Origin of the sequence: Streptomyces sp. B93 (assembly GCF_018070565.1) — a bacterium.
GTDB lineage: Bacteria > Actinomycetota > Actinomycetes > Streptomycetales > Streptomycetaceae > Streptomyces.
Window position 1 is genome coordinate 68,397 of record NZ_JAGPXL010000031.1, and the last position, 19,889, is coordinate 88,285.

Sequence of the window (19,889 nt, forward strand, 5' to 3'; positions counted from 1 at the left end):
ATGGCCTACCACCCCCGGCAGAAGTCCAGGACGGCGAAGAAGACCAAGAAGACCGTCCTCGGCATCGGCGGCCTGGTCGTCCTGGCCGCCCTCAACGCCCCCGCCGCCCTGGACTTCGCGGGCGACAAGTACCACGCGTACAAGATCGCCCAGCCCGAGTACAAGGCGCGCTACGGCTCCTGGAGCCAGGTCGGCATCCCGGAGGAGTTCCGCACCAACGCCATCCACGCCGCGCTCCTGCACACCGGCAAGGTGCTCATCGTCGCGGGCTCGGGCAACGAGCAGCGCAAGTTCGACAAGGGCGAGTTCGAGACCATCCTCTGGGACCCGAAGCGGAACACCTTCAAGAAGATCGAGACCCCCGACGACTTCTTCTGCGCGGGCCACGCCCAACTCCCCGACGGCCGCCTCCTGGTAGCGGGCGGCACCGCCCGCTACGAACTCCTCGACGGCGAGGTGACCCGCGCGGGCGGCGGCATGCGCGTCAAGAACGAGAGCCCGGACAAGGCGGTCGTCCTCAAGAAGGGCACCCGCTTCCGCTCCCCGGCGGGCGTCGAGTACGTCACCAAGTTCGACGTCACCGTCCCGAAGGCCAAGCGCAGCTTCGACATCACGTACGACGACCGCGGCGTCATGCAGCCTTGGCGCACCAAGGTCACCGCGAGCGAGGCACGGGTCTTCGTCGAGGCTGTCGAGAAGGGCCCGCTGTCGGTCACGGAGCGGCAGGCGCAGTACGAGGTCGTCGGCCTGAAGGGCAAGGACGCGGCGAACGTCTACGGCCTCTCCGAGAAGATCACCCTCGACAAGCAGGACTTCCAGGGCATCCGCGCCGCCTACGAGTTCGACCCGAAGGCGGAGAAGTACGTCCCGGTGGAGCCGATGGACAAGGCCCGCTGGTACCCGACCCTGGTCGGCCTGGAGGACGGCCGCATCCTCGCGGTCTCCGGCCTGGACGACGTAGGCATGATCGATCCGGGGGACAACGAGATCTACGACCCCGGGACGAAGAAGTGGACGCCGGGCCCCAAACGCTACTTCCCCACCTACCCGGCCCTCTTCCTCACCAAGGGCGGCAAGCTGTTCTACCCCGCCGCGAACGCGGGCTACGGCCCCGCCGACCAGGGCCGCGAGCCGGGCCTGTGGGACCTGAAGAAGAACACCTTCCAGCGCGTGCCCGGCCTGAAGGACGCCGACCAGACCGAGACCGCGGCCTCCCTGCTCCTGCCCCCCGCCCAGGACCAGAAGGTGATGATCCTCGGCGGCGGCGGAGTGGGCGAGTCGAAGAAGTCCACGGCCCGCACCGCCGTCGTCGACCTCACCAAGGAGAACCCGGTCTTCGAGGACGGCCCGGACCTCCCCCAGGGCACCCGCTACCTCAACAGCGTGATCATGCCCGACGACTCGGTCTTCACCACCAACGGCTCCAAGGACTACCGCGGCCGCAGCGCCAGCAACATCTTCAAGGCGCAGTTCTACGACCCGAAGACCAACGCCTTCCGTGAGGCCGCCGCGCCCACCATCGGCCGCAACTACCACTCCGAGGCGCTGCTGCTGCCCGACGGAAGGGTGGCCACCTTCGGCTCGGACCCGCTCTTCGACGACCAGCAGAACACCAAGCTCGGCCACTTCGAGCAGCGCATGGAGGTCTTCACGCCGCCCGCGCTGCACAAGAACGCCGCCACCCGCCCGGCCCTCGGGGACGGCCCGCGGAAGCCGGACGCCGACGACCGGGTGACCTTCCGCACCGACCACCCCGAGCGCATCGCCAGCGCCCGTCTGATGCGTCCGAGCGCGGTCACGCACACCACGGACGTCGAACAGCGCTCGATCGACCTGCCCATGACCAAGAACGGGAAGTCGGTGACCTTCGAGGTGCCGAAGGACCGCACGCTGGTGCCGCCCGGCTGGTACATGCTGTTCGTGACGGACGAGGAGGGCACTCCGTCGGAGGCGAAGTGGCTGCACGTCACATGAGGCGCGGCGGTACGTCGTTCAGCCGGCGGCGTTGCGCGCCAGCCCCAGCGCGTACTCCGGCCACCACCGCCCCGCCGCGGGCCCGCCCTGGCACTCGCCGTCCGACTCCCCGGGCCGCTTGACCCACAGGTAGGCGTCCACGGACGGCTGCCCGGTGTCCGTGGTCGGCGGGGTGCCGAGGGCGCGCCCCGGCGGGTTGCACCAGGCACCGGGCAGCGGACCGTTGCCGTTGCGGCTGGTGTCGACGACGAAGTGCTTGCCGCCGAGCGCGCGGGAGAGCCGTAGGCCGTACTCCGTCGTCACTTCGTTGGTCTGGAAGTTGGAGACGTTGAGTGCGAAGCCGTCGGCGTGGGCGATCCCGGCCCGGCGCAGCGGCTCCACGAGCTTCGACGGCTCGCGGATCCAGTCCGGGTTCCCCGCGTCGAGGTACACCTTGGTCCCCGGCTGGGCCTTCAGCCGCTGGATCGCCTCCCCGAGGAGCTGCTCGCGCTCGGTGTGCAGTTCCCCGGGCGTGCAGCCGTCGACGATGTGCGCGACCGCGTCGGGCTCCAGCACCACCAGGGCCTTGGCGTCGCCGATGGCGTCCGCGAACCTCCCGATCCACTGCCGGTAGGCGCCCGCGTCGGCCGCGCCGCCCTTGGAGTGCTGGCCGCAGTCCCGGTGCGGGATGTTGTACGCCACGAGGACCGCGGTCTGCCCGGTGCGCCTGGCTCCGGCGACGGCCGCGCCGACCAGCGGCGTCGGATCGATCTCCCCGGCGGGCCAGAGCGCGGCGGGCCGCTCGGCGATGCGCTTGAGCAGCTCGGCGTCCTCGGTGCGGCCCTGCCGCCGCCACTGCTGGATCTGCTGGACGGCCGGGCTGTCGGGCTGGACCCAGAACGGCGAGGTGGCCGCGGCGGCCTCGCCCTTGGAGGCGGCACCGGCGATGGCGGCCTCGTCGTGGTCGGGGGTGGACGAACAGCCCGCGATGAGCCCGAGGACGGACAGTGCCGCGAGGCCGTGGATCAGCCGGGGCATGCTGCTCCCTGGAACGAGAGGATGGCCAGTGACGTTCAGTGATGACACCCAGTAACAAAACGCTCACAAACAACAACCAATCGTGACACAACCCACCAAACCGTCAACCGACCGAAACGCGAGACGGGGCTGACCGGCATATGACCGGCCGGTAAGGTCTGGTGACGTGCCGAAGCCGCTCAGCCTTCCGTTCGATCCCATCGCCCGCGCCGACGAACTCTGGAAACAGCGCTGGGGCAATGTGCCGGCCATGGCCGCGATCACCTCGATCATGCGGGCCCAGCAGATTCTGCTCGCCGAGGTCGACGCGGTGGTCAGGCCGTACGGCCTGACGTTCGCGCGCTACGAGGCGCTGGTGCTGCTCACCTTCTCCAAGGAGGGCGAGCTGCCGATGTCCAAGATCGGCGAGCGCCTGATGGTCCACCCGACGTCGGTGACCAACACGGTCGACCGCCTGGTCCGCTCCGGCCTGGTCGCCAAGCGCCCCAACCCCAACGACGGCCGCGGCACCCTCGCCTCCATCACCGACAAGGGCCGCGAGGTCGTCGACGCCGCCACCCGCGACCTGATGGCCATGGACTTCGGCCTCGGCACCTACGACGCGGAGGAGTGCGCCGAAATCTTCGCCATGCTCCGCCCCCTGCGCATCGCGGCACAGGACTTCGAGGACGAGGGCTGACGGACGGGCTGACGGACGTCAAGCCGAAGTGGCCACTCCCACTTCACGGTGGTTCTTGCCCCGCTGAGGGCGCAGAGCGGCCGAATGGCTGATGCCCGCTGGGATCATGTGAACCATCCACTATCCGGATGATCGACATCCGGATCATTGTCGATGGTGAGGGAGTCCTGTGAGCATTCCGCAGCGTGTCCGTGGCCTGGTGGCCGTCGCCTGTACGTCGGCGTTCGCTGCTCTGGGCGTCTTCGGTGCCGCCGGGGCCAGTTACGCCAGTGCGACGGGGACCACGCCCTTGGGAACCTTCGACTACGACGTGCGCGGGGCCGTCGTCCGGGTGCCCACGGGTTGTTTCCTGACCCACACCATCAAGGGCTCGGGCAAGCGGATCAACGACCAGTTCGCCGGTGTGGACTGCGCGGGGCTGGCGGCGACCTTCACCCAGTTCTGCAACTGGAGGATCGACTTCTCCTACGCGGACACCAGCAACAAGACCTACAAGACGTCGCGCGGGGCCACGCACAACGAGTGCATCGGGGACCCGCTGCGGAAGGTGGCTCCGCAGACGCTGCCGAAGTACGGCAAGGCGTGCGCGAAGTTCTACGTCAACGGAAAGCTGCGCGGCGTGCAGTGCCACTACATCACCAAGTGATCTCCGCGTCGGAGAGACGGGGCATCAGGCTGCGGCGGGGCTGGTGCCGGTCTCGTTCTCGATGAGCGGTTCGACGGCCCGGGTCACCTGGCGCTCGGCGAAGAAGGCTGCGGTCGGGATGGTGCCGGCCAGGAGGATCCACACCAGGCGTCCCACCGGCAGCTTCGCCTTGCTCCCGAGATCGAAGGCGAAGACCAGGTAGACGACGTACAGCCACCCGTGGGCGATACCGACGGCCGTGGTGAAGCCGCTGAAACCGTCCAGGTGCAGGAGTCGCTTGCCGATGGTGCCGACCGTCAGCAGGATCAGCAGCACGGCGGTGACGTAGGCCATCACGCGGTAGCGGGTCAGGACGCTCTTCTTCATGGCGTTGAGCGTAACCGGTGTCCTGTGGCGCCCGACGCGCGCGTCCTGACCAGCACCGCTGTCATTTATTAGGGCGTCCTAGTAAATTCGAAGGTATGGACGCTGACGCCATCGAGGAGGGCCGCCGACGCTGGCAGGCCCGGTACGACAGCGCGCGCAAGCGCGACGCGGACTTCACCACGCTCTCCGGCGATCCCGTGGAGCCGGTGTACGGGCCCCGACCCGGGGACACCTATGAGGGCTTCGAGCGGATCGGCTGGCCGGGGGAGTACCCCTTCACCCGCGGGCTGTATCCGACCGGCTACCGGGGGCGGACGTGGACCATCCGGCAGTTCGCCGGATTCGGCAACGCCGAGCAGACCAACGAGCGCTACAAGATGATCCTCCGCAACGGCGGTGGTGGACTCTCGGTCGCCTTCGACATGCCCACGCTCATGGGCCGCGACTCCGACGACCCGCGCTCGCTCGGCGAGGTCGGCCACTGCGGCGTCGCCATCGACTCCGCCGCCGACATGGACGTGCTGTTCCGGGACATCCCGCTCGGCGACGTCACCACGTCGATGACGATCAGCGGACCGGCCGTGCCCGTGTTCTGCATGTACCTCGTCGCCGCCGAACGGCAGGGCGTCGACCCGTCGGTGCTCAACGGCACGCTCCAGACGGACATCTTCAAGGAGTACATCGCGCAGAAGGAGTGGCTCTTCCAGCCCGAGCCCCATCTGCGTCTCATCGGCGACCTGATGGAGTACTGCGCCGAGCGCATCCCCGCCTACAAGCCGCTCTCCGTCTCCGGCTACCACATCCGCGAGGCCGGGTCGACGGCCGCGCAGGAGCTGGCGTACACCCTCGCCGACGGGTTCGGGTACGTCGAGCTGGGACTGTCGCGCGGGCTGGACGTCGACGTCTTCGCTCCCGGGCTGTCCTTCTTCTTCGACGCGCACGTCGACTTCTTCGAGGAGATCGCCAAGTTCCGCGCGGCCCGCCGGATCTGGGCGCGCTGGATGCGGGACGTGTACGGCGCCAAGAGCGACAAGGCGCAGTGGCTGCGCTTCCACACCCAGACCGCCGGGGTCTCGCTCACCGCCCAGCAGCCGTACAACAACGTCGTCCGTACGGCCGTGGAGGCGCTCGCCGCCGTTCTCGGCGGCACCAACTCCCTGCACACCAACGCCCTCGACGAGACCCTCGCGCTGCCCTCCGAGCAGGCCGCGGAGATCGCGCTGCGGACGCAGCAGGTGCTCATGGAGGAGACCGGGGTCGCCAACGTCGCCGACCCGCTCGGTGGGTCCTGGTACGTCGAGCAGCTGACGGACCGGATCGAGGCGGACGCGGAGAAGATCTTCGAGCAGATCAAGGAGCGCGGTCTGCGGGCGCACCCCGACGGGCGGCACCCCATCGGGCCGATCACCTCGGGGATCCTGCGGGGGATCGAGGACGGGTGGTTCACCGGGGAGATCGCGGAGTCCGCGTTCCGGTACCAGCAGGCCTTGGAGAAGGGTGACAAGCGGGTGGTGGGGGTGAACGCCCACACCGGTTCCGTCACCGGGGACCTGGAGATACTGCGGGTCAGCCATGAGGTCGAGCGTGAGCAGAAGCGGGTGCTCGGGGAGCGGCGCGGCGGTCGGGACGACGCGGGGGTGCGTGCCGCGCTCGACGCGATGATCGCCGCGGCGCGGGACGGGGGGAACATGATCGGGCCCATGCTGGACGCGGTCCGTGCGGAGGCGACCCTCGGGGAGATCTGCGGGGTGCTGCGCGACGAGTGGGGCGTGTACACGGAGCCCGCCGGGTTCTGACCCCGGTTGTTGCTGGGCGGGGGTGGGCGCGCAACCCGGCGCGACGAGGTGCCCCCGCGCCCACCCGTGCCGCCCTGCGGCACGACTGCCCGCGGCTACGGCGGCCACGGCGGCTACGGCCGACGGGGCTGTGCCCACCCAGGGGCGCGGGGAAGCGCGCGACCAGCCCCCCATGGCCCGCAGACCGCGTCCGGCCTCGCCCAGCAGACGCTGCCCGCGTCAGGTCTCGTCTCACCCTGGCAGATGCTGCCTGGGTCCGGTCTCACCCCGCAGACGTCGCCCGCGTCCGGGTTCACCCCGCAGACGCTGCCCGCGGCCCGGCGTCGCCTGCCGTTGCCGCTGCCAAGCCCCCGACCAGCACCCTCGTAAAGCCCCGCACCCACTCCTCGTCCGCGGGCTCCGCCGAGACCAGGCAGCGGTGGACCACCGCGCCCGCGACCACGTCGAAGATGAGGTCGGCCGTGCGGGCCGCCGCCGTGGGGTCCGAGGGGGACGACAGTTCGCCGCGGGCCTCGGCGCGGGCGCGGCCCTCCAGGACGAGTCGCTTCTGGCGGTCGACGATCGACGCCCGGATGCGTTCGCGCAGGGCGTCGTCGCGGGTGGACTCCGCGACGACGGCCATGAGCCCGCTCCGCGCCTCCGGCCGCGCCAGGATCGCCGCGAACTGGAGCACCACACCCTCGATGTCCGCCACCAGGCTGCCCCGGTCGGGCAGGCTCAGCTCGTCGAAGAGTTCGGCGACCGCGTCGACGACGAGTTCGTTCTTGCCGGGCCACCGGCGGTAGAGCGTCGTCTTGGCGACCCCCGCCCGTGTCGCGACATCCCCCAGCGTCAGCCTGGACCAGCCCAGTTCGACCAGGGCCGCCCGCGTGGCGGCCAGGATCGCGGCGTCCGCGGCGGCACTGCGCGGACGCCCGGCGCGCCCCGCGACGGCGCTGGTGGAGGAGGGGGTCCCTGACATGCCTCGACCATATCCGCGGGATCGGGCAAGACCGTGAGGGCGCGGGGGAGTGAGAGACGTCACCGTGGGGATATCTGCGGGAGGGCCTCCCACGGAGCGCCGCTTCCGTATTACGCTACGGGTCGTAGCGTAAGCCTGCGGGCGACAACCAAGAGGGGGCGCGGGTGGGGACCCGGCGCCGACTTGTCCATCGTTTTTCACTCATGCGCGGGAACGGGGGAGGATAGACGCATGCAGCCACGGAACATGTCCATGAGCGGCGTCGTCGACCTCGCCGCGGTGAAGGCGGCCCAGGAGGCCAAGGCCAAGGCCGAGCAGGCGCGCGCCGAAGCGGCCCGGCAGGGCGGCGGCGGCGCCGTCTCCCCGGCCGATCTCGTCATCGACGTCGACGAGGCCTCCTTCGAGCGCGACGTCCTCCAGCGCTCCGCCGAGGTGCCCGTCGTCCTCGACTTCTGGGCCGAGTGGTGTCAGCCCTGCAAGCAGCTGAGCCCGGTCCTGGAGCGGCTCGCCGTCGAGTACGAGGGCCGCGTCCTGCTCGCCAAGATCGACGTCGACGCCAACCAGATGCTGATGCAGCAGTTCGGGATCCAGGGCATCCCGGCCGTCTTCGCCGTCGTCGCGGGCCAGGCACTGCCGCTCTTCCAGGGCGCCGCGGGCGAGGCCCAGATCCGGCAGACGCTGGACCAGTTGGTCGCCGTCGCCGAGCAGCGGTTCGGCATCACCGGACTCGCCGTCGACCCCGACGCCGAGCCGGGCGGACCGACGGCCGAGCAGGCCCCCGCCGCGCCCGCCGGCCCGCACGACGCCGCGCTGGACGCCGCCGCGCAGGCGCTGGACGCCGGTGACCTGAGCGGCGCGGTGCGGGCGTACAAGAACGTGCTGTCCGACGACCCCGGCCACCCGGAGGCCAAACTGGGGCTCGCGCAGGCCGAGTTGTTCCAGCGGGTGCAGGGCCTCGACCTGGCGCAGGTGCGCAAGGAGGCGGCCGAGAAGCCGGGTGACGCCCAGGCGCAGATCACCGCCGCCGACATGGATCTGGTGGGCGGTCATGTCGAGGACGCCTTCGGACGGCTCATCGACACGGTCAAGCGCACCGCGGGCGACGACCGGGACGCCGTACGGCTGCGGCTGTTGGAGCTGTTCGAGGTCGTCGGTGCCGACGACCCCCGGGTGACCGCGGCGCGAAGGGCGCTCGCACGGGCGCTTTTCTGACGGTGCCCGAGTGACAGGGCTGCCGACGCAGCGTCAGAGCGGCCGCGCTTTGCCAAATCTTGGTAATCGCGGCCGCTGTTACTGCAAGTAAGTCGCAGGCGTTGATCTGTCGGGTTCTGTCCCTGGATCACCTGCTTTGACATCCCCCTCCAGGACACCGAGCGTCGCCGGTCGGACCGTATGGGTCGTGGGGCGGTTATCCGTCCGTTACTAGCGAGTAACGAACCCCCTTGTGCGCGCGGCGAGAATGCACCACGATCGGCCACGCTCGGTCCGTTCCCGTCCCCCGACAGCCAATCGGGTAGCGGGTTTTCCAGGGTCCCCACCGAGCAGGGCCGGACGGCAGTGGTGCCGGCCCTTGGACAGGGGGGTCTTCGCCCGAACGGCGAAGCCTGTCCGGCAAGGTTGTGCGTGATGCGTGTCAGGCGCGACCAGTGGTTGTCGCTCGGGGGTGATCGCCGGTGATTCGGGCGCGGTTCAGCGCCGCCGAGCGCGGGCGTTCTCCTTCCCGAGGACGGTGCACTTCTCCCATCCCTGCCCGGCCGGGCCGCCTTCCGGGGGCTGGTTAAGGACAGGAGATGTACGTCCGAGAAGGAGGAAATATGCAGTCCCAGGTGCGTGGTGGGACCAGATGGAAGCGGTTCGCTGTGGTCATGGTGCCCAGCGTCGCCGCCACGGCAGCAATAGGTGTCGCCCTGGCACAGGGCGCTCTCGCAGCGTCGTTCAGCGTCTCCGGCCAGTCGTTCAAGGTCACGACCAAGCAGCTCGACGGTACGGGCTTCTCGCAGTACGGCGCGATGGACGAGGGCTACACGCTGACCGGTGACAAGACGTTGCACCCGGTCGCGGTCTCGGCATTCAAGAGTGCCACCATCAAGAGCCTCTGCCAGTCAGTCGTCACCCCGAACGTTCCGGTGTTCGGCAATGTCAGCCTGATCCTGCGCGCGGGTGACGGCGACACACCTGTCAAGGCCGAGAACCTGTACATCGACGTCGCCCAGCTCGAGGCTGACGCGACGTTCCGGGGTATCGACATCGGTGTGGCCGCGAAGGACGCCAACAAGGGCCCGGGCATGAAGTCGGGCGAGGTGGCCAACAAGCAGGCCAACCCGTACGGTTTCGCGCAGCAGGCCGACTCGGTGACCCTGAAGAACGTGAAGCAGACGGCGTGGGCGACCACCGCCGGAACCTTCAAGCTCAGCGGCCTGAAGATGTCGCTGTCGACGGGTGTCAAGGAGTGCTACTAAGCACTCGCTGACGGGCGGGGGAGCCGCTGACACCGGCGCCCCCGCCCGTTCCCTCCCCGTCGGCGTTTCCCCATATCCGCTGCCGCCGCCCCGCGTCGGCGCGGCAGTACCCCTCTCCACCGAAGCAAGAAGCCGTTCCAGGGAGCTGTTTTCCATGAGCGCCGAGATTCCCGCCGCGCCTGGCCGAGACGAGCACTACCTCAGGGTTTTCCGGCGCAACTTCCGCGCCTGGCGGGGTACACGGCCGTTCTGGGCCGGCTTGTTCGTCATGCTCGGTGGTCTGCCGATCATGTACTTCCCGTACGCGAACCTCCAGCTCGGTCAGTTGACGCTCGCGATGGCCACCACCGCGGGAGCCGGGTCCCTGATCATCGGCGTACTGCTGGTGGTGCTGGGGCTCAGCCTCTGGCTTCAGAGGCACGTCCGTGTCTTCGCGGGCGTCGCGGCGATCCTGCTCGCTCTCGTCTCCATCCCGGTGTCGAACTTCGGGGGCTTCGTCGTCGGCTTCCTGTTCGCCCTCATCGGCGGTGCGATGGCCGTTGCCTGGGCCGAGGGTGTGCCGGAGCAGCCGCGGGCGGTGCAGCCGTCCGCCGACGGACCGGAGGGTACGGCTGTCGACGAGGCAGCCACCACAGAGGGCCCGGTCGTGGCCGGGGACCGTGCCGAAGCGGACGACACGGTCCCGGGTGAGGCGGCCGGTGGAGACGACTATCTGTCAAAGAGCCCGGCCAACGAGGCGAACGGGAGGCACAGTGCCGGCTGACGAGGTGACCCACGGGACTGAGGTGGACGAGTCCCGTGTGAGAACCGGGCCGCGCCACGCGGCACCCAAGAAGCCGCTGTTCACCAGGTTTCACATGCCGGCCGGAAAGGCGATCGCCCTCGCGGCGATGCCCACCGCGGTCCTGATGGGACTGGGCTTCACCCCGAAGCTCGCCCTGGCCGAGGACCAGCCGGTGCCGCGCAGCCTGACGGCCGACGAGTACAAGGACTGCATCGAGGCCCTGGAGGACGCCGAGAACGGCGACTCCGAGGAGTCCGCCACGCCGACCCCCTCGGCGACGACCGGGTCCCCGACACCCGAGCCGTCGGCGACGGAGGACGCGTCCGGGGACGACACCTCTTCGCCGGATTCAGGTTCCGACGACGAGAGCGGCTCCCAGCCCGCGCCCACCCCCTCGGCCTCGTCCGGCGGTGACGCCCAGTCCTCCGGCTCCGGCGCCACCGAGGAGTCCGACGGCTCCGGCGAGGCCGCCACCGAGCCCGAGCCGTCCGCGTCCGAGACCGAGAAGGGTGTCCTGGAGACCATCGGGGACGCCGTCACCGGTGTCGTCGACGGTGTCGTCACCGGCATCACCGGCGGCGGCGACGAGGAGACCGCGAGCCCGACGCCCACCGAGTCCGCCCCGGCGGACACCGGTACGGCGAAGGAGACGGAAGCCGCCGACGACGGCGGGGACCCGGCCGGTTCCGTCAAGGACACCGCCGAGAAGGTCACCGACGCGGTGGAGGACACCGCCGAGGACACCGCCGAGGCCGTCGAGGAGGAGGCCGCGGAGGCGACCGAGTCCGCGACCCCGACCCCGACGCCCACCCCGTCCGCGAGCGAGACGACCGACCTGGACGACTGCCCGGTCGCCACGGACGCGGAGGGCGGCATCGACAACACCGTCCCGCTGCCGGACGACCCCTGGTACCTGGACGCCAGCTCGTTGCTGCTGAAGGGCGCCAAGTACGAGGGCATCGTCGAGGTGAAGACGGCCAACGGCACCGTCAAGAAGGTGCTGAAGTACGTCATATCCGACGGCACCGACATAGGTGACCTGCACCAGACGGTGAAGGACCCGCAGTCCGGCAAGACCTACCACGTGCAGGCGGCCCGGGGCTCGACGTCCACGATCCGCGACGGCGACACGGTGATGTACACCGAGAGCATCTCGGGCAACCTGCTCGGGCTGATCCCGATCACCTTCGACCCGGAGCACCCGCCGCCGCTGGACATCCCGCTCATCTACTTCACCAAGGTGAAGGTGGTGCAGGCCGGTCAGTTCGGCGGGACCCTGCATGTGCCGGGGCTGCACCAGTACGTCACCGGCTGACCGCCCCTCAGAGCCCGTCCGGGAGCCGCACAGCCGAGGGCGCCCCCGTCCCACCGGACAGGGGCGCCCTCGGTGTCGTGACCGGGAGGTCAGTCGCGCTCGCCGCCGCCCAGGTGGTGGACGCGGACCATGTTGGTGGTGCCGGGCACCCCGGGGGGCGAACCGGCGGTGATGACCAGGGTGTCGCCCGTGTCGAACAGGTTGAGCTTGGCGATCTCCTGGTCGACCAGGTCGACCATCTCGTCGGTGCTGTTCACGAACGGCACGACGTGCGGCTCCACACCCCAGCTGAGCGTCAGCTGGTTGCGGGTGGCCTCGTCGGTGGTGAAGGCGAGGATCGGCTGGATCGCGCGGTAGCGGGACAGCCGGCGGGCGGTGTCGCCGGACTGGGTGAAGGCGACCAGGCCCTTGCCGCCGAGGAAGTCGGCGATCTCGGCCGCGGCGCGGGCCACCGAACCGCCCTGGGTGCGCGGCTTCTTGCCCGGCACCAGCGGCTGGAGGCCCTTGGAGAGCAGTTCCTGCTCGGCGGCCTGCACGATCTTCGACATCGTCTTCACGGTCTCGATCGGGTACGCGCCCACCGAGGACTCCGCCGACAGCATGACCGCGTCCGCGCCGTCCAGGATCGCGTTGGCCACGTCGGAGGCCTCGGCGCGGGTCGGCCGGGAGTTGGTGATCATCGACTCCATCATCTGGGTCGCCACGATCACCGGCTTGGCGTTGCGGCGGCACAGCTCGATGAGCCGCTTCTGCACCATGGGGACCTTCTCGAGCGGGTACTCGACGGCCAGGTCACCACGGGCGACCATGACACCGTCGAACGCCATCACGACGTCCTCCATGTTGGCCACCGCCTGCGGCTTCTCCACCTTGGCGATGACCGGGACGCGGCGGCCCTCCTCGTCCATCACGCGGTGCACGTCGGCGACGTCCTTCGCGTCCCGGACGAAGGACAGGGCGACCAGGTCGCAGCCCATCCGCAGCGCGAACCGGAGGTCGTCGATGTCCTTCTCGGACAGCGCGGGGACGTTGACGGCCGCGCCCGGCAGGTTGATGCCCTTGTGGTCGGAGACGACACCGCCCTCGATGACGATCGTCTTCACCCGGGGGCCGTCGACGTCCAGCACCTTCAGTTCGACATTGCCGTCGTTGATCAGGATCTGGTCGCCGCGGTCGACGTCGCCGGGCAGGCCCTTGTAGGTGGTGCCGCAGATCGTCTTGTCGCCGGGGACGTCCTCGGCGGTGATGGTGAACTCGTCGCCGCGGACGAGCTCCACGGGGCCCTCGGCGAAGGTCTCCAGCCGGATCTTCGGGCCCTGGAGGTCGGCGAGGACGCCCACGGCGCGGCCGGTCTCCTTGGCGGCGGCCCGGACACGGTCGTACCGCCCCTGGTGCTCGGCGTGCGTGCCGTGGCTGAAGTTGAAACGGGCCACGTTCATGCCCGCCTCGATCAGCGCGACGAGCTGCTCGTGGGAGTCGACCGCGGGGCCGAGAGTACAGACGATTTTCGAACGGCGCATGGGGCGATCCTATCGGTTTGTTTCGCTCCGGAATAATCCGACTGGGGGGAAATACAAATGAGATGAGCCCCGCTCAGTTGCTCTTTCTGGGTTTTCCCACCAATGCGTAGGTCTGTGTGGCGATCTCCAGTTCCTCGTCCGTCGGCACCACGGCGACCGCCACCCGGGCCGTGCCGGGGGAGATCAGCCGCGGCCGGTCACCGCGTACGGCGTTCAGCTCGTCGTCGACCGCCAGCCCCAGCCCTTCGAGCCCGGCGATCGCGGCCTGCCGGACGGCCGCGGCGTTCTCCCCGACCCCCGCCGTGAAGGCCACCGCGTCCACCGTGCCGAGCACCGCGTAATAGGCGCCGATGTACTTCTTCAAACGATGAATGTAGATGTCGAAGGCGAGTTGCGCCTGTTCGTCACCCTCGTCGACACGGCGGCGGATCTCCCGCATGTCGTTGTCACCGCAGAGCCCGATCAGTCCGCTCTTCTTGTTGAGGAGAGTGTCGATCTCGTCCGTGGACATTCCGCCAACGCGCGTCAAATGGAAGATGACGGCGGGATCCAGGTCCCCCGACCGCGTACCCATCACCAGCCCCTCCAAGGGCGTCAGTCCCATGGAGGTGTCCACGCACCGGCCGCCCCGGACCGCCGAGGCGGACGCCCCGTTGCCCAGGTGCAGCACGATCACGTTCACCTCGGACGGGTCCTTGCCCAGCAGTTCGGCGGTGGCCCGGGAGACGTACGCGTGCGAGGTGCCGTGGAAGCCGTAGCGGCGGATGCGGTGCCGGTCGGCGGTCTCGACGTCGATCGCGTAGCGGGCCGCCGACTCCGGCATGGTGGTGTGGAAGGCGGTGTCGAAGACGGCGACCTGCGGCAGGTCGGGCCGCAGCGCCCGCGCGGTGCGGATGCCGGTGAGGTTGGCCGGGTTGTGCAGCGGGGCGACCGGGATCAGCCGCTCGATCTCGGCCAGCACGGAGTCGTCGATCACGGTGGGCTGGGTGAAGTGCTTCCCGCCGTGCACCACCCGGTGCCCGATCGCGGCCAGCTCCGGGGAGTCCAGGCCGAGACCGTCCTTGGCGAGTTCCGCCGACACGGCCTTCAGCGCGGCGTCGTGGTCGGCGATGGGGCCCGTCCACTCCCGGCTCTCGCCGCCGGTGTGCAGCGGGGTGTGCCGCAGCCGCGAGGTCTCCTCGCCGATGCGTTCGACGAGCCCCGCCGCCAGCCGACTGCTGTCGTTCATGTCCAGCAGCTGGTACTTCACCGACGAGGAACCGGAGTTGAGGACGAGGACGCGCGACGAAGTCACTGCACTCACTGCTGGGACGCCTTCTCGACGAGGGGGGACTGGGCCTGGATCGCCGTGATGGCGACGGTGTTGACGATGTCCTGGACGAGGGCGCCCCGGGACAGGTCGTTGACCGGCTTGCGCAGACCCTGGAGCACCGGGCCGACGGCGATCGCGCCCGCCGAGCGCTGCACGGCCTTGTAGGTGTTGTTGCCGGTGTTGAGGTCCGGGAAGATCAGCACGCTCGCCTGCCCGGCCACCTCCGACCCCGGCAGCTTGGTCGCAGCGACCGTCGGCTCCACGGCGGCGTCGTACTGGATCGGCCCCTCGGTCTTGAGGTCGGGCCGCCGGGAGCGGACCAGCTCGGTCGCCTCGCGCACCTTGTCCACGTCGGCGCCGGTGCCGGAGGTGCCGGTGGAGTACGACAGCATCGCGATCCTCGGCTCGACGCCGAACTGGGCGGCGGTGGACGCCGACTGGACGGCGATGTCGGCCAGCTGCTCGGCGTCCGGGTCCGGGTTGACCGCGCAGTCGCCGTAGACCAGCACCTTGTCGGCGAGGCACATGAAGAACACCGACGAGACGATGGACGCCTCCGGCTTGGTCTTGATGATCTCGAAGGCGGGGCGGATGGTCGCGGCCGTGGAGTGCACCGACCCCGACACCATGCCGTCGGCGAGGCCCTCCTGCACCATCAGGGTGCCGAAGTAGTTGACGTCGGAGACGACGTCGTAGGCCAGCTCCACCGTCACCCCGCGGTGGGCGCGCAGGGCGGCGTACTTCTCGGCGAAGGCGTCGCGCAGTTCGCTGGTCGCCGGGTCGATCAGCTGGGCGTCGCCGAGGTCGATCCCGAGGTCGGCGGCCTTCTTGCGGACCGTGTCGACCGGCCCGAGCAGCGTCAGGTCGCACACCCCGCGCCGCAGCAGCACCTCGGCCGCGTGCAGCACCCGCTCCTCGGTGCCCTCCGGCAGCACCACCCGGCGCCGGTCCGAGCGGGCCTGCTCCAGCAGCTTGTGCTCGAACATCATCGGCGTGACCCGGTCGGTGCTGGGCGCGCTCACCCGCTTCAGCAGGTCACCGGTGTCGATGTACCGCTCGAACAGGCCGAGCGCGGTCTCCGCCTTGCGCGGCGTGGCGGCGTTCAGCTTGCCCTCCAGGGAGAACAGCTGTTCGGCGGTGGGGAAGCTGTTGCCGGGCACCGAGAGCACGGGCGTGCCGGGCGCGAGGCGCGCGGCCAGCGTCAGCACGTCGTCGCTGGGCGCCTCGCCCAGGGTGAGCAGGACGCCCGCTATCGGCGGGGTGCCGGCGCTGTGCGCGGCCAGCGCCCCCACCACCAGGTCGGCCCGGTCGCCCGGGGTGACCACCAGCGCGCCCGGGGTCAGCGCGCTGAGGAAGTTGGGCAGCATGGCCCCGCCGAAGACGAAGCCGAGGGCGTCACGCGCCAGGCCCGAGTCGTCGCCGAGCAGCACCTTCGCGCCGAGCGCCTGGCCGATCTGGGAGACCGTCGGCGCGGACAGCGCGGGCTCGTCCGGCAGTACGTAGCAGGGCACCGGCAGCCGGGAGGTGAGCCGCTCGGCTATCTCGTCGCGGTCCTCGCGGGCCACCCGGTTCACGATCATCGCGAGGACGTCGCAGCCGAGCCCGTCGTAGGCGCGGTAGGCGTTGCGCGCCTCGGCCCGCACCGCGTGCGCCGACTGCCGGCGGCCGCCGACGACGGGGAGCACGGAGGCGCCGAACTCGTTGGCGAGCCGGGCGTTCAGCGACAGCTCGTCCGGGAACTGGGTGTCGGCGTAGTCGGTGCCGAGGACGAGGACGACGTCGTAGTCACGCGCCACCAGGTGGAACCGGTCGACGAGCGTGGAGACCAGCTCGTCGGTGCCCCGCTCGGCCTGGAGCGCGGAGGCCTCCTGGTAGTCCATGCCGTAGACGGTCGCCGGGTCCTGGGCGAGGCGGTAGCGGGCCCGCAGCAGCTCGAAGAGCCGGTCGGGGCCGTCGTGGACCAGCGGCCGGAAGACACCCACGCGGTCGACCTGCCGGGTCAGCAGTTCCATGACCCCCAGCTCGACGACCTGGCGGCCGTCGCCGCGGTCGATACCGGTCACGTACACGCTGCGCGTCACGCGTGCTCTCCGTTTCGTGTCGGGGACGTTCCTGTCGAGGACGGGTGTTTTCGGCCGCGATGCCGGTATCCAGGGTCGCAAAAATCGCCCACCGAGGTGAGTGGAACCCTCTTGACAATACCCCTGCCGATGGATAAGGCACACGTCAGGTGGGGTGCGACGGAGGGCCGTCGGGCATGAAAGAATCGGCACTGGCTCACCGGCATCGACACCGAGCAGGAGACACAGCACGATGCGCATCGGAGTTCTCACCGCAGGCGGCGACTGCCCTGGCCTGAACGCAGTGATCCGGTCGGTCGTGCACCGAGCGGTCGCGCACTACGGCGACGAGGTCATCGGCTTCGAGGACGGCTACGCGGGCCTGCTGGACGGCCGCTACCGCCCCCTCGACCTGAACGCCGTCAGCGGCATCCTGGCCCGCGGCGGCACCGTCCTCGGCTCCTCCCGGCTGGAACGCGACCGGCTCCGCGAGGCCTGCGAGAACGCCCCCGACATAGCCCGTGACTTCGGCATCGACGCGCTGATCCCGATCGGCGGCGAGGGCACGCTGACGGCGGCCCGCATGCTGTCGGACGCGGGCCTGCCCGTGGTCGGCGTCCCCAAGACCATCGACAACGACATCTCCTCCACGGACCGCACCTTCGGCTTCGACACCGCCGTCGGCGTCGCCACGGAGGCCATGGACCGGCTGAAGACCACCGCCGAGTCCCACCAGCGCGTGATGGTCGTCGAGGTCATGGGCCGCCACGCGGGCTGGATCGCCCTGGAGTCCGGCATGGCCGCCGGCGCGCACGGCATCTGCCTGCCCGAGCGTGCCTTCGACCCCGCCGACCTGGTCAAGATGGTCGAGGAGCGGTTCGCCCGCGGCAAGAAGTTCGCCGTCATCTGCGTCGCCGAGGGCGCCCACCCCGCCGACGGCACCATGGACTACGGCAAGGGCGAGATCGACCAGTTCGGCCACGAGCGCTTCCAGGGCATCGGCACCGCCCTCGCCCATGAGCTGGAGCGGCGCCTCGGCAAGGAGGCCCGGCCCGTCATCCTCGGCCACGTCCAGCGCGGCGGCACGCCCACCGCGTACGACCGGGTCCTCGCCACCCGCTTCGGCTGGCACGCCGTGGAGGCCGCGCACCGCGGCGACTTCGGCAGGATGACCGCGCTGCGCGGCACCGACATCCGCATGGTGCCGCTGGCGGAGGCGGTCACGGAGCTGAAGACCGTGCCGAAGGACCGCATGGACGAGGCGGAGTCGGTCTTCTAGACCCCCCTCGGCTTTCCGGCGGCCTCGGCCTTCCGGACGGCCCTCAGCCGGTGCCCCGGCCGACCGTCTCCCAGAAGTGGTCGACGATCCGGTCCAGGAACGCCCGGCCGCCCGTCCCCGCGTCACCGCTGCCGCCGCCCCAGCTCAGCGTCGCGGTCATCTGCCCCTGGTACGCGCCGTGCAGTTCCTGGAGGACGCCCTCCAGGAACGCCCGCTCCAGGGGCACCGTCCTGCTCACCGGCCGTACGTACCCCTGCCAGCGGGTGGTGACGGCACTGCGCAGCAGCTCGGCGAGTTTCGCCTCCCGCCCGGTCACGGCGACGAAGTCGGGCAGGCTCAGTTGGAGGAGGTCGGCGAGGGCGGCGGACTGCCGGTCGTTGCCGCGCCAGGCGTCGTGCTCCTCCATCCGCAGATAGGCCTGGAGTTCCACGCCCACGGTCCGTGCCACGTCCTCCGGGGCGAGACCGCGGGCGATCCGGTGTTCGCGCAGGGTGCGCGGGCGGCCGATCAGTTCGGCGGGGGAGCACCACAGCACTCCCGCCAGCGCGGTGAGTTCCGCGCCGCGTGGGGTGGCGGACCCGCGCTCCCAGGCGATCACCAGGTCGGGGGTGACATGGGGCAGTCCGTACGAGGTCCGCATGCCGTGGGCGACATGCTCGGGCCCCATGCCGAGTGCGGCACGGAGCCTGCGGGCGGCGAGGGCGTCGAAGGGCGGTGACTGGTTCGGGTCGGTGGGGGGTTGGCGCACGGCCCTCAACGTAGGGGCGCGGCCGGGCGGTGGCCACGGTCTGTCCGGACACAATCACAGATCGTAGGAAGGTACGGTTTTCCCGGCCCCGGAGAGTTACCGTCCGGTCGCCCCTTGACGCCCGGCCCCCGGGAGTCCGGCGGCGCCCGCGGTCACCCCTTTAGGCTGATTCCCAAGTGGCCTGCCCGGCAGGGGGTTGGCGGTGTACGAGGGGGAGTCGGGGCGCGTGCCGGAGCAGGGGCGGGGCGACATCACGGTGGGGCAGCTGCTGCTCGCCGAGTACCAGACCGTCAAGGACGAGCAGAAGGCCCGGATCGGCTTCCGGGACAATCTGCTGTACGTCACCCTGGCGGTGGTCGCCGCCGTCATCGCCGCCGCGGCCCAGGCGGAACGGGCCGCGATGCTGCTGGCGCTGCCGCCGGTGTGTGTCGTCCTCGGCTGGACGTACCTGGTCAACGACGAGAAGATCTCGGCGATCGGCCACTACGTGCGGGACGACCTCGGGCCCCGGCTGGCCCGGCTCGCCGCGTCCGGCGACGAGGGACCGGCCACCTTCGGCTGGGAGGCCTACCACCGAGGCGACACCCGGCGCCGGGCCCGCAAGGCCATCCAGACCGTGGTCGACCTGACGGCGTTCTGCGCGGTGCCGCTGGCCGCGCTGATCGTGTACTGGGCGAGCGAGGACACGGGCGCGCTCCTGGTGACCCTGTCGGTGGCGGAGGCCCTGGCCGTGGCGGGGCTCGGCGCCCAGATCATCGCGTACACGCGCCCGGTGCGGGTGGCGCGGGGGTGACCCGCGCGGGGGTCGCGCGGCTGAGTCGCGGTGGCGGGTGCTGGTGGTCTCGGGGGGTGGCCCGCGTGGGTGCGGTGGCGGGTGTCGGTGGTTTCGGGCTGACGCGCGTGGGCGGGTGGAGTGACCGGCGTTTGTGGGTTCCGGGGGGCGGGCGGTGGTGGGTGCTGGTGGTCCCAGGGG

General features: G+C 70.4%; 17 protein-coding genes. 10 read left to right on the forward strand and 7 right to left on the reverse strand.

Annotated elements, in window-relative coordinates; all coding sequences use genetic code 11:
• Positions 1 to 1,974, forward strand: coding sequence for a kelch motif-containing protein (locus tag KBY47_RS25585; RefSeq protein ID WP_210924669.1), 1,974 nt, complete (start codon positions 1 to 3; stop codon positions 1,972 to 1,974).
• Positions 1,975 to 1,992: 18 nt separating this feature from the next.
• Here the strand turns inward: KBY47_RS25585 and KBY47_RS25590 are convergent, their stop codons facing one another.
• On the reverse strand, positions 1,993 to 2,991 hold the full coding sequence (locus KBY47_RS25590; RefSeq protein WP_210924670.1) for a glycoside hydrolase family 6 protein: 999 nt from the start codon (positions 2,989 to 2,991) through the stop codon (positions 1,993 to 1,995).
• 166 nt (positions 2,992 to 3,157) lie between these two features.
• Between KBY47_RS25590 and KBY47_RS25595 the strand changes: the two genes are divergently transcribed.
• A complete protein-coding gene (locus KBY47_RS25595; RefSeq protein WP_210924671.1) occupies positions 3,158 to 3,670 on the forward strand; it encodes a MarR family winged helix-turn-helix transcriptional regulator in 513 nt (170 codons plus the stop codon).
• 169 nt (positions 3,671 to 3,839) lie between these two features.
• Positions 3,840 to 4,316 carry a hypothetical protein gene (locus KBY47_RS25600; RefSeq protein ID WP_308405281.1) on the forward strand — a complete coding sequence of 159 codons (477 nt, stop codon included), beginning with the start codon at positions 3,840 to 3,842 and terminating at the stop codon, positions 4,314 to 4,316.
• 24 nt (positions 4,317 to 4,340) lie between these two features.
• Here the strand turns inward: KBY47_RS25600 and KBY47_RS25605 are convergent, their stop codons facing one another.
• On the reverse strand, positions 4,341 to 4,682 hold the full coding sequence (locus KBY47_RS25605; RefSeq protein WP_210924672.1) for a DUF3817 domain-containing protein: 342 nt from the start codon (positions 4,680 to 4,682) through the stop codon (positions 4,341 to 4,343).
• A gap of 95 nt (positions 4,683 to 4,777) precedes the next feature.
• On the opposite strand from KBY47_RS25605, the gene KBY47_RS25610 reads away from it, so the two are divergent.
• Positions 4,778 to 6,478 carry a methylmalonyl-CoA mutase gene (locus tag KBY47_RS25610; RefSeq protein WP_210924674.1) on the forward strand — a complete coding sequence of 567 codons (1,701 nt, stop codon included), beginning with the start codon at positions 4,778 to 4,780 and terminating at the stop codon, positions 6,476 to 6,478.
• Positions 6,479 to 6,770: 292 nt separating this feature from the next.
• Here KBY47_RS25610 and KBY47_RS25615 read toward each other — a convergent pair whose 3' ends face one another.
• Positions 6,771 to 7,439, reverse strand: coding sequence for a TetR/AcrR family transcriptional regulator (locus KBY47_RS25615; RefSeq protein WP_210924676.1), 669 nt, complete (start codon positions 7,437 to 7,439; stop codon positions 6,771 to 6,773).
• 231 nt (positions 7,440 to 7,670) lie between these two features.
• Between KBY47_RS25615 and KBY47_RS25620 the strand changes: the two genes are divergently transcribed.
• The 4 genes from KBY47_RS25620 (at position 7,671) to KBY47_RS25635 (ending at position 11,997) form a co-directional block, all read left to right on the forward strand.
• On the forward strand, positions 7,671 to 8,651 hold the full coding sequence (locus KBY47_RS25620) for a tetratricopeptide repeat protein (RefSeq protein WP_210924678.1): 981 nt from the start codon (positions 7,671 to 7,673) through the stop codon (positions 8,649 to 8,651).
• Positions 8,652 to 9,253: 602 nt separating this feature from the next.
• Complete coding sequence (locus KBY47_RS25625) at positions 9,254 to 9,898, forward strand: DUF6230 family protein (RefSeq protein ID WP_210924680.1); 645 nt, start codon at positions 9,254 to 9,256, stop codon at positions 9,896 to 9,898.
• A 154-nt stretch (positions 9,899 to 10,052) separates the two neighbouring features.
• Positions 10,053 to 10,661 (forward strand): DUF6114 domain-containing protein, encoded by a 609-nt coding sequence (locus KBY47_RS25630; protein WP_210924682.1) that lies wholly within the window; start codon positions 10,053 to 10,055, stop codon positions 10,659 to 10,661.
• Positions 10,651 to 11,997, forward strand: a complete 1,347-nt coding sequence (locus KBY47_RS25635; protein WP_210924684.1) for a hypothetical protein — start codon at positions 10,651 to 10,653, stop codon at positions 11,995 to 11,997. Before KBY47_RS25630 ends, KBY47_RS25635 begins: the two co-directional genes overlap by 11 nt.
• 89 nt (positions 11,998 to 12,086) lie before the next feature.
• Here the strand turns inward: KBY47_RS25635 and pyk are convergent, their stop codons facing one another.
• From pyk to pta, 3 genes are all read right to left on the reverse strand, one after another.
• Positions 12,087 to 13,517 carry a pyruvate kinase gene (gene pyk, locus KBY47_RS25640; RefSeq protein ID WP_210924686.1) on the reverse strand — a complete coding sequence of 477 codons (1,431 nt, stop codon included), beginning with the start codon at positions 13,515 to 13,517 and terminating at the stop codon, positions 12,087 to 12,089.
• Between the two features lie 73 nt (positions 13,518 to 13,590).
• Complete coding sequence (locus tag KBY47_RS25645) at positions 13,591 to 14,811, reverse strand: acetate kinase (RefSeq protein WP_210924732.1); 1,221 nt, start codon at positions 14,809 to 14,811, stop codon at positions 13,591 to 13,593.
• Between the two features lie 5 nt (positions 14,812 to 14,816).
• Positions 14,817 to 16,910: a phosphate acetyltransferase gene (gene pta / locus KBY47_RS25650; protein WP_210924692.1), complete on the reverse strand. Its 2,094-nt coding sequence runs from the start codon at positions 16,908 to 16,910 to the stop codon at positions 14,817 to 14,819.
• Positions 16,911 to 17,142: 232 nt separating this feature from the next.
• Here pta and KBY47_RS25655 point away from each other — a divergent pair, with 232 nt between their 5' ends.
• Positions 17,143 to 18,168 carry an ATP-dependent 6-phosphofructokinase gene (locus KBY47_RS25655; RefSeq protein WP_210924693.1) on the forward strand — a complete coding sequence of 342 codons (1,026 nt, stop codon included), beginning with the start codon at positions 17,143 to 17,145 and terminating at the stop codon, positions 18,166 to 18,168.
• 43 nt (positions 18,169 to 18,211) lie between these two features.
• Here the strand turns inward: KBY47_RS25655 and KBY47_RS25660 are convergent, their stop codons facing one another.
• The gene (locus KBY47_RS25660; RefSeq protein WP_247695214.1) at positions 18,212 to 18,925 is read right to left on the reverse strand and encodes a helix-turn-helix transcriptional regulator; all 714 of its coding nucleotides are present in this window, start codon (positions 18,923 to 18,925) and stop codon (positions 18,212 to 18,214) included.
• Positions 18,926 to 19,142: 217 nt separating this feature from the next.
• Between KBY47_RS25660 and KBY47_RS25665 the strand changes: the two genes are divergently transcribed.
• Positions 19,143 to 19,709, forward strand: coding sequence for a hypothetical protein (locus tag KBY47_RS25665; RefSeq protein WP_210924697.1), 567 nt, complete (start codon positions 19,143 to 19,145; stop codon positions 19,707 to 19,709).
• Positions 19,710 to 19,889: the final 180 nt, after the last annotated feature.

Bases quoted from the DNA above. Each gene is read 5' to 3' on its own strand.
- KBY47_RS25605 (WP_210924672.1), bottom strand. From the start codon at position 4,682: ATGAAGAAGAGCGTCCTGACCCGCTACCGCGTGATGGCCTACGTCACC.
- pyk (WP_210924686.1), bottom strand. From the start codon at position 13,517: ATGCGCCGTTCGAAAATCGTCTGTACTCTCGGCCCCGCGGTCGACTCC.
- KBY47_RS25585 (WP_210924669.1), top strand. From the start codon at position 1: ATGGCCTACCACCCCCGGCAGAAGTCCAGGACGGCGAAGAAGACCAAG.
- KBY47_RS25620 (WP_210924678.1), top strand. From the start codon at position 7,671: ATGCAGCCACGGAACATGTCCATGAGCGGCGTCGTCGACCTCGCCGCG.
- KBY47_RS25610 (WP_210924674.1), top strand. From the start codon at position 4,778: ATGGACGCTGACGCCATCGAGGAGGGCCGCCGACGCTGGCAGGCCCGG.
- KBY47_RS25655 (WP_210924693.1), top strand. From the start codon at position 17,143: ATGCGCATCGGAGTTCTCACCGCAGGCGGCGACTGCCCTGGCCTGAAC.
- KBY47_RS25630 (WP_210924682.1), top strand. From the start codon at position 10,053: ATGAGCGCCGAGATTCCCGCCGCGCCTGGCCGAGACGAGCACTACCTC.
- KBY47_RS25590 (WP_210924670.1), bottom strand. From the start codon at position 2,991: ATGCCCCGGCTGATCCACGGCCTCGCGGCACTGTCCGTCCTCGGGCTC.
- KBY47_RS25615 (WP_210924676.1), bottom strand. From the start codon at position 7,439: ATGTCAGGGACCCCCTCCTCCACCAGCGCCGTCGCGGGGCGCGCCGGG.
- KBY47_RS25625 (WP_210924680.1), top strand. From the start codon at position 9,254: ATGCAGTCCCAGGTGCGTGGTGGGACCAGATGGAAGCGGTTCGCTGTG.